Raw genomic sequence first — 14,410 nt, 5'->3', positions numbered from 1 at the left:
CTTGTGCGTGGTTATGTTTGAATCCCCGGAGGGCACCCCGTGAAGAAGACCGTCACCACGCTCGCCGACGGGCGCGAGCTGATCTACTACGACACCCGTGACGACGCCGTCCGCACCGCCGTCGACACCCGGCCGCTCGACCCCGTCACCTCCGCCACCGAGCTCCGCCACGACGTGCTCCTCGGGGACTCCGTCGCCGTCGCCTCGCACCGGCAGGGCCGGACGTACCACCCGCCGGCGGGCGAGTGCCCGCTCTGCCCCTCCGGCGACGGACGGCAGAGCGAGATCCCCGCCCCCGACTACGAGGTCGTCGTCTTCGAGAACCGCTTCCCCACCCTCGCCGGGGAGTCGGGCCGCTGCGAGGTCGTCTGCTTCACCGCCGACCACGAGGCCTCCTTCGCCGACCTCACCCCCGAGCGGGCCGCCCTCGTGCTCGACGCCTGGACCGACCGCACCACCGAACTCGCCGCCCGCCCCGGCGTCGAGCAGGTGTACTGCTTCGAGAACCGCGGCGCCGAGATCGGCGTCACGCTCGCCCACCCCCACGGACAGATCTACGCCTACCCGACCGCCACCCCCCGCACCGCCCTCATGCGGCGGCACGCGGCCGAGCACCGGGCCCGCACCGGCGGCAACCTCTTCGACGACGTCGTCGCCCGGGAACGCGCCGACGCCGAGCGGATCGTCCTGGAGACCGAGCACTGGATCGCCTTCGTGCCGTACGCCGCCCACTGGCCGTACGAGGTCCACCTCTACCCGGCCCGCCGGGTGCCCGACCTGCGCGCGCTCGACGAGGGGGCCCGCACAGAGTTCCCACAGATCTATCTGGAACTCTTGAGGCGCTTCGACCGGATCTTCGGACCGGACGAGCCGCCGACGCCGTACATCTCCGCCTGGCACCAGGCGCCGTTCACCGGTGCGGACCGCGAGGAGTTCGCCCTGCACCTGGAGCTCTTCACCGTCCGCCGGACGTCCGGCAGGCTCAAGTACCTCGCGGGCACCGAGTCCGGCATGAGCGCGTTCAGCAACGACGTGCCGCCGGAGACGGCGGCCCGACGACTCCGAGAGGTGGCAGACAAGTGACCGAGGCAGTGCGGAAGTACCTGGTGACCGGCGGGGCCGGATACGTGGGCAGCGTCGTCGCCGCCCACCTCCTGGAGCGGGGCCACCGGGTCACCGTCCTCGACGACCTCTCCACCGGCTTCGCCGAAGCCGTCCCGGCCGGCGCCGAGTTCATCGAGGGCCGCGTCCAGGACGCGGCGCGATGGCTGGACGGCTCCTACGACGGCGTCCTGCACTTCGCCGCCTTCTCCCAGGTCGGCGAGTCCGTCGCCAAGCCCGAGAAGTACTGGGAGAACAACGTCGGCGGCACCATGGCCCTGCTCGCCGCCATGCGCTCCGCCGGCGTCCGCGGGCTGGTCTTCTCCTCCACCGCCGCGACCTACGGCGAACCGGAGACCGTCCCGATCACCGAGACCGCCCCGACCGCCCCCACCAGCCCCTACGGGGCGAGCAAGCTCGCCGTCGACCACATGATCGGCGGGGAGTGCGCCGCCCACGGCCTCGCCGCCGTCTCGCTGCGCTACTTCAACGTCGCGGGGGCGTACGGCTCCCTCGGCGAGCGCCACGCACCCGAGTCGCACCTCATCCCGCTCGTCCTCCAGGTCGCCCTCGGCGACCGCGAGGCGATCTCCGTGTACGGCGACGACTACCCCACCCCCGACGGCACCTGCGTCCGCGACTACATCCACGTCGCCGACCTCGCCGAGGCCCACCTCCTGGCGCTCGACGCGATGACCGCGGGCGAGCACCTGATCTGCAACCTCGGCAACGGCAACGGCTTCTCCGTCCGCCAGGTCGTCGAGACCGTACGGAAGGTCACCGGGCACGCGATCCCGGAGATCACCGCCCCGCGCCGGGCCGGCGACCCCGCCGTCCTCGTCGCCTCCGCCGAGACCGCCCGCGAACGGCTCGGCTGGACGCCGTCCCGCCCGGACCTCGCGGACGTCGTCGCCGACGCCTGGGCCTTCGCGCGGGCCCGGCACCAGGGAGACCGCGCATGAGCGTCGCCGCCGACTTCGAGGCGCTGTACGGCGCCGCCCCCGACGGTGTCTGGGCCGCCCCCGGCCGGGTCAACCTCATCGGCGAGTACACCGACTTCAACGACGGGTTCGTGCTGCCGCTCGCGCTGCCCCACACCACCGTCGCCGCCGTCGCCCGCCGCGACGACGGGGTGCTGCGCCTGCACTCCGCCGACGCCGACGGCGGCATCGTCCAGCTCGCCGTCGACTCCCTCGAACCGCTCTCGGGCGGCGGCTGGGCCGCCTACCCGGCCGGCGTCGTCTGGGCGCTGCGTGAGGCCGGGCACCCGGTCACCGGCGCGGACGTCCACCTCACCTCGACCGTGCCGACCGGCGCCGGACTCTCCTCCTCGGCCGCCCTCGAGGTCGTCACCGCGCTCGCCCTGAACGACCTGTTCGGGCTCGGGATCTCCCGGCCCGAGCTCGCCCGGCTCGCGCAGCGCGCCGAGAACGCCTTCGTCGGCGTCCCCTGCGGGGTGATGGACCAGATGGCCTCCGCCTGCGCCGAGGACGGCCACGCCCTGTATCTGGACACCCGGGACCTCTCGTACCGGCAGGTCCCCTTCGACCTGGCGCGGGAGGGGCTGCGGCTGCTCGTCGTCGACACCCGGGTGAAGCACGCGCTCGGCGACGGCGCGTACGCCGAGCGGCGCGCCGGTTGCGAAGCCGGTGCGCGGGCGCTCGGAGCCCGGGCCCTGCGTGACGTGAGCACCGTGCAACTGCCCGAAGCCCTCGCCCTGCTGGGCGACGGGACGACGCGGCGCTATGTGCGGCACGTCGTCACCGACAACGCCCGCGTGGAGCGGACGATCGCGCTGCTCGACGCCGGGGACACCCGGGCCGTCGGGCCCGTCCTCACCGAGGGGCACGCCTCCCTCCGGGACGATCTGCGGGTCTCCTGCCCGGAGCTCGACCTGGTCGTCGAGGCCGCGAACGCCGCCGGGGCGCTCGGGGCCCGGATGACCGGCGGCGGCTTCGGCGGCTCCGCCGTCGTCCTCGTCGACGCCGACCGGGCGGACGCGGTCGCCGCCGCCGTCGAGAAGGCCTTCGCCGAGGCCGGCCACGCGGCCCCCGGCATCTTCCCGGCCGTCCCCTCGGCGGGCGCGCGGCGCCTCTGACCGTCCCGCGGACACCTCCGTACGGCGCCCCGGACGCCCCGTACGGAGCCGCCGACACCCTCCGTACTCCCGTACGACTTCGGACAGTTCCGTGAATCGGCCCCCGCCGTGACGCCCCGCCCCTACTCTGAGGGGCAGCGCCGGTGGGGGCCGGTGCTGTTCAGGGGGCGAGACCCGGTCGGGTACGGCGCCGGAAGCGGGGGTAACAGTCAACGCACGGCGGCGGCCGCGCGGATGACGGACCCGCCTCCGGCGCCGTGCCCGCGTCGGTTTTCCCGTTCCTCGACACTTGGGGGTGTCCGTGGCACGTATCCGTGTCCTCGTGGTGGACGACCACCGCGTCTTCGCCGAATCGCTGGCCGCCGCACTCGCGGCCGAGCCCGATGTCGACGTCGCCGCCGCGGGAAGCGGCCCGGCCGCCCTGCGCTGCCTGGAGCGCGGTGCCGCCGAGGGCCGCAGGTTCGACGTGCTGCTCGTCGACGCCGAGCTGGGCGCCGGTCCCGCGGGGTCCGTGGCCCGCGCGGTGCCGGACGACGCCGAGGGCGCCGTCGACGGGATCTCCCTGGTCGCGGGGGTGCGCAGGGTCCAGCCCGCGGTCCGTACCGTCGTCCTCGCGGAGAAGGACGACCCGCACCGGGCCGCCCTCGCGCTCCAGGCCGGGGCCTCCGGCTGGGTCGCGAAGGACTGCTCGCTCCAGCGGCTCCTCGCGGTGGTCCGCGGGGTGCTGCGGGACGAGACGCATCTGCCGCCCGCGCTGCTCACGGGTGTCCTGCGGGAGCTGACGGCCGCCCGCAAGCACCGGACGGACAGCGAGCGGCTCGTGGAGTCGCTGACCCCGCGCGAGCGGGAGGTGCTGCGCTGCATGGTGGCGGGCCTGGGGCGCAAGGCCGTCGCCGAGCGCCTCTTCCTGTCCCCGCACACCGTCCGTACGCATATGCAGAACGTGCTGGGGAAGCTGGGCGTGCACTCGACCCTGGCGGCGGTCGCCCTGGCCAGGCGGGCGGGGGTGGGGCCGGCCCAGTTGGGCGAGGCGCCGCTGGCCGGCCTATCCGGGGACGTTGTCGAACGGGGCGGTCAGCTGGCGTAGCAGCGCGGCCAGTTCACCGCGCTGGCCCCGGGAGAGCTGGGCCAGGATGGCCCGCTCCTGGGCGAGCAGCCCGGCGAGCGCCTCGTCGGCGCGGTCGCGGCCCTCGGGGGTGAGCCGGACCAGGACGCCACGCCGGTCGCTGGGGTCGGGGAGCCGCTCGACGAGGCCCTTCTTGGTGAGCCGGTCGATGCGGTTGGTCATGGTGCCGGAGGTGACCAGGGTCTGGGTCAGGAGCTGGCCGGGGGAGAGCTGGTACGGGGCTCCGGCGCGACGCAGGGAGGTGAGGACGTCGAACTCCCAGGGCTCCAGCTGGTGCTCGGAGAAGGCGAGCCGACGGGCACGGTCGAGGTGCCGGGCGAGCCGCGAGACGCGGCTGAGCACCTCGAGCGGTTCCACGTCGAGGTCGGGGCGCTCGCGGCGCCATGCTGCGACCAGTCGGTCGACCTCGTCCTCCATGTCGATCAGTGTAGAGGGTCTGTTGACATAAAGTCTCTTGGGGTCAAGTTTCTCCATATCGAGTATCTTGGAATCAAGATATATTTCCCTGGACTGTGGGGAAGGGACCCGGCCGGAACTCCGTTCCGCTTCGGCAACTCGTTCCAGCAAGGGGGCTTCGAACATGCATTCCGTGGAATCCGCCGCACCATCCGCGCCGACATGGGATCCACAGCAGTACCTCCGTCACTCGGGCCATCGCACACGGCCCTTCCTCGACCTGCTCACCCGAATACCGCACCTGCCCGCCCAGGACCGGCCCGCCCGAATCGCCGACATCGGGTGTGGCCCCGGAAACGTGACCGTCCTCCTCGCCGACCGCTGGGCAGACGCCCACATCACCGGCTTCGACCTCTCACCCGACATGCTGGATCAGGCCGAGAAGGACTGGTCCGGCACCACCCGCGGCGGCGGCTGGATCGACTTCCGGCCCGCCGACGCCGCGCACTGGACCCCGACCGAGCCCTACGACCTGATCGTCTCCAACGCGGCCCTCCAGTGGGTGCCCAACCACCCCGAGTCCTTCGCCGGCTGGATCGACGGACTCGTGCCCGGCGGCACCCTCGCCTTCCAGGTCCCCGGCAACTTCACCTCGCCCAGCCACGCCCTGCTCGGCGAGCTCTGCGAGACCCCCGAGTGGCGTGGCCGCCTGGGCGATCAGGGCCGGCGTTTCGTCCATATCCTCGATGCCTCCGACTACCTCACCCGCCTCACCGACCTCGGCTGTGAGACGGATGTCTGGGAGACCACGTACTGCCAGCTGCTCCAGGGCGAGGACCCCGTCCTCGACTGGGTCAAGGGCACGGCCCTGCGGCCCGTCCTCACCACCCTGGGCGACGACCAGGACGCGATCGACGCCTTCCTCGGCCAGTACCGGGACCTGCTCCGTGAGGCCTACCCCCAGGGTCCGCACGGCACGGTGTTCCCGTTCCGACGGATCTTCGCCGTCGCCCGCAAGCCCCACTGACGCGCGCGGCCCGGCACACGCGGACGCCCCGCACCGGAGTTCCGGTGCGGGGCGTCCGCGCGCCAGCCGTGTCCGGGGACTACGACATGGTGTTGTAGATCTGGAAGCCGTTGCCGACCTTGCTCCGGGTGCCGAACTTGCCCGGCGCGGTGTTCAGGTAGCTGTAGAGGTCGCCGCCCGAGGTCACGCCCAGCAGGTCGCCCTTGCCGTCGCCGTTCAGGTCGCCCGGCGCGACCAGCTTGGTGTACGTGTTCCAGCCGGTGCCGGCCTTCACCCGCGCACCGAACGGCGCGGTCGCGTTGCCCGTGCCCGGGTACACGTACAGGTCGCCGCCCGAGGTGCGGGCCGCGATGTCCGCGCGCCCGTCGCCGGTGTAGTCGCCCGCGCCGACGATCTTGTTGAAGGCGCCCCAGCCGCTGCCGACCTTGACGCGCGACGAGAACCCCGTGCCCTGGCCGTTGCCCTTGTACAGGTACAGGACGCCGGAGCGGTCGCGGGCCAGCAGGTCGCCCTTGCCGTCGCCGCTCAGGTCGCCCGGGCCGGCGAGCGCGTTGTAGACGCCCCAGCCCGAACCGATGAAGACGCCGTCGATGTAGAGGCCGTTGTCGAAGAGCTGCGCGACGTCGGACGAGTTGTCCGGGTCCAGCGAGGACAGGTGCGTGTAGTCGGCACCCCGCCAGCCGCCCGTGTCGCCGTACTGGGCGCGCTTGGTGAGCAGGCCGTTGGTCCGGCTGCCGTACCAGAACATCGTGCCGGCCGCGTCCCGCGCCAGGACGCCTTCCTTGGTGCCGGTGACCGGGGTGTTGCTCGCCCCGCCGAACTGGGGCACGAACTCCCAGTAGCCGGTGGTGCCGGCCTGCGTGCGGGGCGCCAGGGTGCCGTCGCCCTTGCCGGTGTAGTACCAGAAGGTGCCCTTGGCGTCCCGGGCGAGCAGCTCGCCGCTGCCGTCGCCGTTGTCGTCGCCCACGGGAACGATCGTGTTGTAGATGTTCCAGCCGGGACCGGCCGACACCCGGGTCGCGAACGGCTTGTTCTTGTCGCCCGTACCGGCGTAGAACCACAGCGTGCCGGCGGCGTCACGGGCGTACAGGTCGGCCCAGCCGTCGCGGTTGTTGTCACCGAAGCCGATGAGCTGGTCGTAGATGTTCCAGCCGGGGCCGAGCGCCACCCGCGCCGAGAACGGCGCGCTGCGCTTGCCGGTCGCGTAGTACAGGTACAGGTTGCCGCCGGTGTCGCGGGCGATCAGGTCCGCCAGGTTGTCGTCGTTCACGTCGCCGGGCGAGAAGAGCTTGTTGTAGATCTGCCAGCCCTTGCCCTGCCACGCGTACGTCGCCGAGGTGGGCGTGGCGTCCGCGTACATCGTGAGCGTGCCCTGCTCCGAGAGCATCAGGACCTCGGGGCCGCCGCCGACCGCGTCCTGGTTGCCGATCGGAACGACGTCCTTCGGCGGCTCGGAGTAGGGGCCGTTGAAGGCGCCGCCCTGGACCGAGGTGGGTGCGGTGTAGACGTTGCCGTCCCAGCCGCGGTAGATCAGGTCGCTCACTCCGTCGTCGTCGAAGTCCGACAGCGGCGCGGGGACCCTGGACCCCGTGGCGGCGGCACCGGCGGCACGGGCGGCACCGGCGGAGGCACCCGCACGGGCCGTGCCGGGCATCGGCCGGGTCGCCGGCGGCGGGGTGAGGCCGGCCGTCGGCTTCTCGACGGCGGGGTGGGGCGGCGCGGGCCGGTCGGCCGACGCCGGGGCCGCGAGCAGCATGCCCGCGGAGAGAACGAGAGCGGTGCAGGCCGCGAGGCGGGCACGTGTGGAGTGCACAGAACGCAAGAGATCCCCCCCAGGGATCAGAATGTCGTCGGACCGGGAACGGGCGTCCGCGGCACCTCCGTACGGCAGAAAGCGCGTACGAAGGGCGAACGCTCCCGGGTCATCGGGAGCATACCGCCCGGGGGTGACAGCGGGGTCGGGGACGGGGGACGCCCCGCACCGGAGATCCGGTACGGGGCGTCCCCTGCTGTCCGACGGACGGTGTCACGACATGGAGTTGTAGACCTGGAAGCCGCCACCGAGCTTGGTCCGCGCGGAGAACTTGTTCGGCGCCGTGGTCAGGTAGCGGTACAGGTCGCCGCCCGAGGTCACGCCCAGCAGGTCGGCCTTGCCGTCGGCGTTCAGGTCGCCCGGCGCGACCAGCTTGGTGTACGTGTTCCAGCCGGTGCCGACCTTCACCCGCGTCTTGAACGGGGCCGCCGCGTTGCCCGTGCCCGGGTACACGTACAGGTCGCCGCCCGAGGTGCGGGCCACGATGTCGGTGCGGCCGTCGCCGGTGTAGTCGCCGGCGCCGAGGATCTTGTTGTACGCGCCCCAGCCGCTGCCGACCTTGACGCGCGTCGCGAACTTGTCGCCCTGGCCGTTGCCCTTGTACAGGTACAGGACGCCGGAGCGGTCGCGGGCCAGCAGGTCGCCCTTGCCGTCGCCGCTCAGGTCGCCCGGGCCGACGAGGCTGTTGTAGACGCCCCAGCCGCTGCCGATCGCGTACTCGCCGATGTACAGGCCGCCGGCCGGGTCGCCGTTGCCCTGCATGGCGATGTCGGCGGAGCCGTCCGCGTCCAGCGAGGACAGGTTCGTGACGGTCAGACCGGTCACCTCGCCCGGACCGAGGAGCTCCACGCGCCCCTCCAGCTTGCCGGTGGCGGAGTGGAAGTACGCGTACAGCGACCCGCCGGGGGTGGTCGCGAGGATGCTTCCCTTGCCCGTGTACGGGATGTTGCCCGCGCCGGCGAGCTGCGTGATGCCCATCAGGTCGCCGGCGTTGCCGACCTGCTGGCGGCCGCCCAGGGTGCCGTTGCCGTTGGCGGGGTAGAAGTAGAGCGTGCCCGCGTTGTCGCGGCCCAGCAGGTCGCCGTCGCCGCCGCGCAGGATCTGGTTGTAGGCGCCCCAGCCGCCGCCGATGGACGTGCGGGTGCCGAACGGCTTGTTCTTGTCGCCCGTACCGGCGTAGAACCACAGCGTGCCGGCGGTGTCACGGGCGTACAGGTCGGCCTTGCCGTCGCCGGTGCCGTCGCCGAGGCCCACGAGCTGGTCGTAGGCGCCCCAGCCGCTGCCGACCAGGATCCGGGTGCCGAGCGGCGCGGTCGCGCTGCCGGTGCCCAGGTACAGGTACAGCGTGCCGTCCTGGGTGCGGGCGATCACGTCGGCGCGGCCGTCGCCGTTCACGTCGCCGGGCGAGGCGACCTTGTTGTAGATCTGCCAGCCGCCGCCGACCACCTTGGAGTACGGGGTGCCGGTCGGATCGGCGTCGGTGTACAGGGTGAGCGTGCCGTTCTCGGAGAGGACGAGCACCTCGGGTTCGGTCGTGCTGCCGCTCTGGTTGCCGATCGGGACGATGTCCTTCGCGACGTCCTCGTAACGGAAGAGCTCGAAGGGACTGTCGGTCCCCATGCTGGTGTTCGAGTAGAGCTCGCCGTCCACCGCGCGGTAGATGAAGTCGTCGGCGCCGTCGCCGTCCAGGTCGGACAGCGGCAGGGACGTGGCCGCGGCCCCGGCCCCGCCCGCACGAGCGGCGTCCGTCCCGGTGCGGGCGGCGCCCGTGCGGGCGGCGTCCTTCTTCGGGAGCGTCAGCTTCGGCTGCGTGAAGGAAGGCGTCGCCTTCGCGGCCGACGGAACCGGCACCGGGGTGTCGGCGGACGCCGGGCCCGCGAGCAGCATGCCGGCCGAGAGGGCGAGCGCGGTGCAGGCGGCGACACGACGAGAACGCGTGGAATTCAGGAAAAGCAAGAGATCCCCCCCAGGGATCAGAAGTTCGACGGAGCCAAGCAGGGGGGCTCGCACGGCATCGAACGGCGTCAGCGCAGGCCACTGGGCATACGGAGACGACCTCGTCCGACGGTCGGACACCCCCCGGGATGTTGAAAGCGAGTCTACCTACCCGGGGGGCGTATGCCAGAGCTTTACTCTCCGAAACCGACCGCGCGGTCAGCTCTTCCGGTGCCCTATCAACCGCGGCTTCGGCTCCAGACCGTCCAGACCGTGCCACGCGAGATTCACCAGATGCGCCGCGACCTCCGCCTTCTTCGGCTTGCGGACGTCCAGCCACCACTGACCCGTCAGCGCCACACTGCCCACCAGCGCCTGCGCGTACAGCGGCGCCAGCTTCGGGTCGAAACCCCGGGCCTTGAACTCCAGGCCCAGAATGTCCTCCACCTGCGTGGCGATGTCACTGATCAGCGACGCGAACGTGCCCGTCGACTGCGCCACCGGGGAATCCCGTACGAGGATCCGGAAACCGTCCGTGTAGTTCTCGATGTAGTCGAGCAGCGCGAACGCCGCCTGCTCCAGGAGCTCCCGCGGATGCCCCGCCGTCAGCGCGCCCGTCACCCCGTCGAGGAGCTGGCGCATCTCCCGGTCGACCACGACCGCGTACAGCCCCTCCTTGCCCCCGAAGTGCTCGTACACCACGGGCTTGGAGACCCCGGCCTTCGCCGCGATCTCCTCCACCGACGTGCCCTCGAAACCCTTCTCGGCGAAGAGCGTCCGGCCGATGTCCAGCAGCTGCTCCCGGCGCTCCGCGCCCGTCATCCGCACCCGGCGGCCCCGCCGGGGCTTCTGCTCGCCGCTGCCGGTGCCACTGGTCCTGCCGTCGATCGCCACGTCTTCCATCATGCCGCGTCTGCGGGCGCGCTCTGGCGGCGGGCTTCGATGCGCTCCTTCGCCGGCCAGCGCACGTCGTACGCCCAGCCCGCCAGCTCGAACCAGCGGATCAGCCGCGCGCTGGAGTCGACCTGCCCGCGCAGCACCCCGTGGCGCGCCGACGTCGGGTCCGCGTGGTGCAGGTTGTGCCAGGACTCGCCGCAGGACAGCACCGCCAGCCACCACACGTTGCCCGAACGGTCCCGCGACTTGAACGGACGCTTGCCCACCGCGTGACAGATCGAGTTGATCGACCAGGTCACGTGGTGCAGCAGCGCGACCCGCACCAGCGAACCCCAGAAGAACGCGGTGAACGCGCCCCACCAGGACATCGTCACCAGACCGCCCACCACCGGCGGGATCGCGAGCGACAGCACCGTCCAGAAGATGAAGTCACGGGAGATCCGCCGGATCGCCGGATCCTTGATCAGATCGGGCGCGTACTTCGCCTGCGGCGTCCGCTCCTCGTCGAACATCCAGCCGATGTGCGCCCACCACAGCCCCTTCATCAGGGCCGGCACCGTCTCGCCGAACCGCCACGGCGAGTGCGGGTCGCCCTCCGCGTCCGAGAACTTGTGGTGCTTGCGGTGGTCCGCCACCCAGCGCACCAGCGGACCCTCCACCGCCAGCGAGCCCATGATCGCGAGCGCGATCCGCAGCGGCCGCTTGGCCTTGAACGAACCATGGGTGAAGTAACGGTGGAAGCCGATCGTGATGCCGTGGCACCCGATGTAGTACATCGCCACCAGCAGACCCAGGTCGAGCCACGACACGCCGCCCCGGCTCCAGGCCAGCGGCACCGCCGCGATCAGGGCGATGAAGGGCACCGTGATGAACAGCAGCAGCGTGATCTGCTCGATCGATCGCTTCTTGTCCCCGCCGAGCGTGCCGGAGGGCAGGGGGTCCTGTTCGGTTTCGAGCAACTCAGGGCTGGTGGTCATGGGTGTCCCCTGGGGATGAAGGGATGAGGATGAAAGGGAGCGGAACGGTATGAGAAGAGCGCGAGGCTACGCCTCCGTAACCTACGGCGTCGTAAGTATGGCAGCGCCGGGGCGCGCGGCAAGGGGGCACAAGGCGACCCTGGCCGCCGACCACAATGTGGACACCTATCCTGGGTGCGTCGGACAGCGCGGTCCGCAAGCCTCCAGTACCCCTCCAGACGTGCTCAAACACTGCAAGGAGCCGCACCTGTGAGCAGTGCCGACCAGACCCCCACCGCCAGCGCCGAGCTGCGCGCCGACATCCGCCGACTGGGCGATCTCCTCGGCGAGACCCTCGTCCGCCAGGAGGGCCACGAGCTCCTCGACCTCGTCGAGCGGGTCCGCAGCCTCACCCGCGAGGACGGCGAGGCCGCCGCCGAGCTGCTCCGCGGCGTCGAACTCGAGACCGCCGCCAAGCTGGTACGCGCCTTCTCCACCTACTTCCACCTCGCGAACGTCACCGAGCAGGTCCACCGCGGCCGAGAGATGCGCGAGAAGCGCGCCGCCGAGGGCGGCCTCCTCGCCCGCACCGCCGACATGCTCAAGGACGGCGACCCCGAGCACGTCCGCGAGACGGTCAAGAACCTCAACGTCCGGCCCGTGTTCACCGCGCACCCCACCGAGGCCGCCCGCCGGTCCGTCCTCAACAAGCTGCGCCGCATCGCCGCGCTCCTGGAGACCCCGGTCATCGAGGCCGACCGGCGCCGCCACGACCTGCGGCTCGCCGAGAACATCGACCTCATCTGGCAGACCGACGAACTCCGGGTCGTCCGCCCCGAGCCCGCCGACGAGGCCCGCAACGCCATCTACTACCTCGACGAGCTGCACGCCGGCGCCGTCGGCGACGTCCTGGAGGACCTCGCCGCCGAGCTGGAGCGTGTCGGCGTCGAACTCCCCGCCGGCACCCGCCCGCTCACCTTCGGCACCTGGATCGGCGGCGACCGCGACGGCAACCCCAACGTCACCCCCCAGGTGACCAGGGACGTCCTGATCCTCCAGCACGAGCACGGCATCACCGACGCCCTCGAACTCGTCGACTACCTCCGCGGACTCCTCTCCAACTCCATCCGCTACGCCGGAGCCACCCAGGAACTCCTGGACTCCCTCCAGCGCGACCTGGAACTCCTCCCGGAGATCAGCCCCCGCTACAAGCGCCTCAACGCCGAGGAGCCGTACCGCCTCAAGGCCACCTGCATCCGGCAGAAGCTCGTCAACACCCGCGAGCGCCTGGCCTCCGGCACCCCCCACCAGGACGGCCGCGACTACCTCGGCACCGCCGAGCTCGTCCACGACCTCACCCTGATCCAGACCTCGCTGCGCGAGCACCGCGGCGCGCTCTTCGCCGACGGCCGGATGGACCGCACCATCCGCACCCTCTCGGCCTTCGGCCTCCAGCTCGCCACCATGGACGTCCGCGAGCACGCCGACGCCCACCACCACGCCCTCGGGCAGCTCTTCGACCGCCTCGGCGAGGAGTCCTGGCGGTACGCCGACATGCCGCGCGACTACCGGCAGAAGCTCCTCGCCAAGGAGCTCCGCTCACGCCGTCCGCTGGCCCCGACCCCGGCCCCGCTGGACGCCGCGGGACAGAAGACCCTCGGTGTCTTCCACACCATCAAGGAAGCCTTCGAGCGCTTCGGCCCCGAGGTCATCGAGTCCTACATCATCTCGATGTGCCAGGGCGCCGACGACGTCTTCGCCGCCGCCGTCCTCGCCCGCGAGGCCGGTCTGATCGACCTGCACGGCGGCTGGGCCAAGATCGGCATCGTGCCGCTCCTGGAGACCACCGACGAGCTCAAGGCCGCCGACGTCATCCTCGACGGCATGCTCGCCGACCCCTCCTACCGGCGCCTCGTCTCGCTCCGCGGCGACGTCCAGGAGGTCATGCTCGGCTACTCGGACTCCTCCAAGTTCGGCGGCATCACCACGAGCCAGTGGGAGATCCACCGGGCCCAGCGCCGTCTCCGCGACGTCGCCCACCGCTACGGGGTCCGCCTGAGGCTGTTCCACGGCCGCGGCGGCACCGTCGGCCGCGGCGGCGGCCCCTCGCACGACGCGATCCTCGCCCAGCCCTGGGGCACGCTGGAGGGCGAGATCAAGGTGACCGAGCAGGGCGAGGTCATCTCCGACAAGTACCTGATCCCGTCCCTGGCCCGCGAGAACCTGGAACTGACGGTCGCCGCCACCCTCCAGGCCTCCGCCCTCCACACCGCGCCGCGCCAGTCCGACGAGGCCCTGGCCCGCTGGGACGCGGCCATGGACACCGTCTCGGACGCCGCCCACACCGCGTACCGCGAGCTCGTCGAGGACCCCGGCCTGCCGGCGTACTTCCTCGCCTCCACCCCCGTCGACCAGCTCGCCGACCTGCACCTGGGCTCACGGCCCTCCCGCCGCCCCGGCTCAGGCGTCTCCCTCGACGGACTCCGCGCCATCCCCTGGGTGTTCGGCTGGACCCAGTCCCGCCAGATCGTGCCCGGCTGGTTCGGCGTCGGCTCCGGCCTCAAGGCGCTGCGCGAGGCGGGCCTCGATCCGGTCCTCGGCGAGATGTACGAGCACTGGCACTTCTTCCGCAACTTCCTCTCCAACGTCGAGATGACGCTCGCGAAGACCGACCTGCGGATCGCCCGCCACTACGTCGACACCCTGGTTCCCGACGACCTCAAGCACGTCTTCGACACCATCGAGGCCGAGCACGCGCTGACCGTCGCCGAGGTCCTCAAGGTCACCGGCGGCGAGAAGCTCCTGGACTCCAACCCGGTGCTCCAGCAGACCTTCGCCATCCGCGACGCCTACCTGGACCCGATCTCCTACCTCCAGGTCGCCCTCCTCGCCCGCCAGCGCGGCGCCGCCGAGCGCGGCGAGGACCCGGACCCGCTGCTCGCGCGGGCCCTGCTCCTCACCGTGAACGGCGTCGCGGCGGGCCTGCGCAACACCGGCTGACACCCGGCCGCACGCAGAAAGGTGCCCCCGTGGAGATCCCTCCACGGGGGCACCTTCATGC

Annotated in this window: 11 protein-coding genes; 6 read left to right on the top strand and 5 right to left on the bottom strand. The window is 71.9% G+C overall.

Translation table 11 applies throughout. The features are described from left to right. The first annotated feature begins 39 nt into the window (after positions 1-39). The 4 genes from galT to ACIP8Z_RS34870 all read left to right on the top strand — a co-directional run bounded on the left by galT (position 40) and on the right by ACIP8Z_RS34870 (position 4,286). The gene (gene galT / locus ACIP8Z_RS34885; protein ID WP_402090577.1) at positions 40-1,083 is read left to right on the top strand and encodes a galactose-1-phosphate uridylyltransferase; all 1,044 of its coding nucleotides are present in this window, start codon (positions 40-42) and stop codon (positions 1,081-1,083) included. Continuing rightward, positions 1,080-2,063: a UDP-glucose 4-epimerase GalE gene (gene galE, locus ACIP8Z_RS34880; protein ID WP_402090575.1), complete on the top strand. Its 984-nt coding sequence runs from the start codon at positions 1,080-1,082 to the stop codon at positions 2,061-2,063. The genes galT and galE overlap by 4 nt, the downstream gene beginning before the upstream one ends. After that, on the top strand, positions 2,060-3,199 hold the full coding sequence (galK, locus tag ACIP8Z_RS34875; RefSeq protein ID WP_402090573.1) for a galactokinase: 1,140 nt from the start codon (positions 2,060-2,062) through the stop codon (positions 3,197-3,199). Before galE ends, galK begins: the two co-directional genes overlap by 4 nt. 301 nt (positions 3,200-3,500) lie before the next feature. Next, positions 3,501-4,286 carry a response regulator transcription factor gene (locus ACIP8Z_RS34870; protein WP_319319196.1) on the top strand — a complete coding sequence of 262 codons (786 nt, stop codon included), beginning with the start codon at positions 3,501-3,503 and terminating at the stop codon, positions 4,284-4,286. Here ACIP8Z_RS34870 and ACIP8Z_RS34865 read toward each other — a convergent pair. Further along, positions 4,245-4,742: a MarR family winged helix-turn-helix transcriptional regulator gene (locus ACIP8Z_RS34865; RefSeq protein ID WP_030315385.1), complete on the bottom strand. Its 498-nt coding sequence runs from the start codon at positions 4,740-4,742 to the stop codon at positions 4,245-4,247. The two genes, ACIP8Z_RS34870 and ACIP8Z_RS34865, sit on opposite strands and share 42 nt — an antisense overlap. A 163-nt stretch (positions 4,743-4,905) precedes the next feature. Here ACIP8Z_RS34865 and ACIP8Z_RS34860 point away from each other — a divergent pair, with 163 nt between their 5' ends. After that, positions 4,906-5,748 carry a trans-aconitate 2-methyltransferase gene (locus ACIP8Z_RS34860; RefSeq protein WP_402090571.1) on the top strand — a complete coding sequence of 281 codons (843 nt, stop codon included), beginning with the start codon at positions 4,906-4,908 and terminating at the stop codon, positions 5,746-5,748. 79 nt (positions 5,749-5,827) lie between these two features. On the opposite strand, the gene ACIP8Z_RS34855 is transcribed toward ACIP8Z_RS34860, so the two are convergent. The 4 genes from ACIP8Z_RS34855 to ACIP8Z_RS34840 form a co-directional block, all read right to left on the bottom strand. Then, positions 5,828-7,561 carry an FG-GAP-like repeat-containing protein gene (locus ACIP8Z_RS34855; protein WP_402090569.1) on the bottom strand — a complete coding sequence of 578 codons (1,734 nt, stop codon included), beginning with the start codon at positions 7,559-7,561 and terminating at the stop codon, positions 5,828-5,830. 213 nt (positions 7,562-7,774) lie between these two features. Then, complete coding sequence (locus tag ACIP8Z_RS34850; protein WP_402090567.1) at positions 7,775-9,517, bottom strand: FG-GAP repeat domain-containing protein; 1,743 nt, start codon at positions 9,515-9,517, stop codon at positions 7,775-7,777. A 198-nt stretch (positions 9,518-9,715) separates the two neighbouring features. Beyond that, complete coding sequence (locus ACIP8Z_RS34845) at positions 9,716-10,399, bottom strand: TetR/AcrR family transcriptional regulator (protein ID WP_318210955.1); 684 nt, start codon at positions 10,397-10,399, stop codon at positions 9,716-9,718. Next, on the bottom strand, positions 10,399-11,370 hold the full coding sequence (locus ACIP8Z_RS34840; RefSeq protein ID WP_402090565.1) for an acyl-CoA desaturase: 972 nt from the start codon (positions 11,368-11,370) through the stop codon (positions 10,399-10,401). Before ACIP8Z_RS34840 ends, ACIP8Z_RS34845 begins: the two co-directional genes overlap by 1 nt. A 249-nt stretch (positions 11,371-11,619) precedes the next feature. On the opposite strand from ACIP8Z_RS34840, the gene ppc reads away from it, so the two are divergent. Continuing rightward, positions 11,620-14,349, top strand: coding sequence for a phosphoenolpyruvate carboxylase (gene ppc / locus ACIP8Z_RS34835; RefSeq protein WP_402090564.1), 2,730 nt, complete (start codon positions 11,620-11,622; stop codon positions 14,347-14,349). Positions 14,350-14,410 lie beyond the last annotated feature (61 nt).

The sequence above is a fragment of the Streptomyces sp. NPDC088553 genome (assembly GCF_044752965.1).
Taxonomy (GTDB): domain Bacteria; phylum Actinomycetota; class Actinomycetes; order Streptomycetales; family Streptomycetaceae; genus Streptomyces.
Note: the sequence above shows the minus strand (reverse complement) of the source record. Positions and strands in the feature narration are given on the sequence as shown.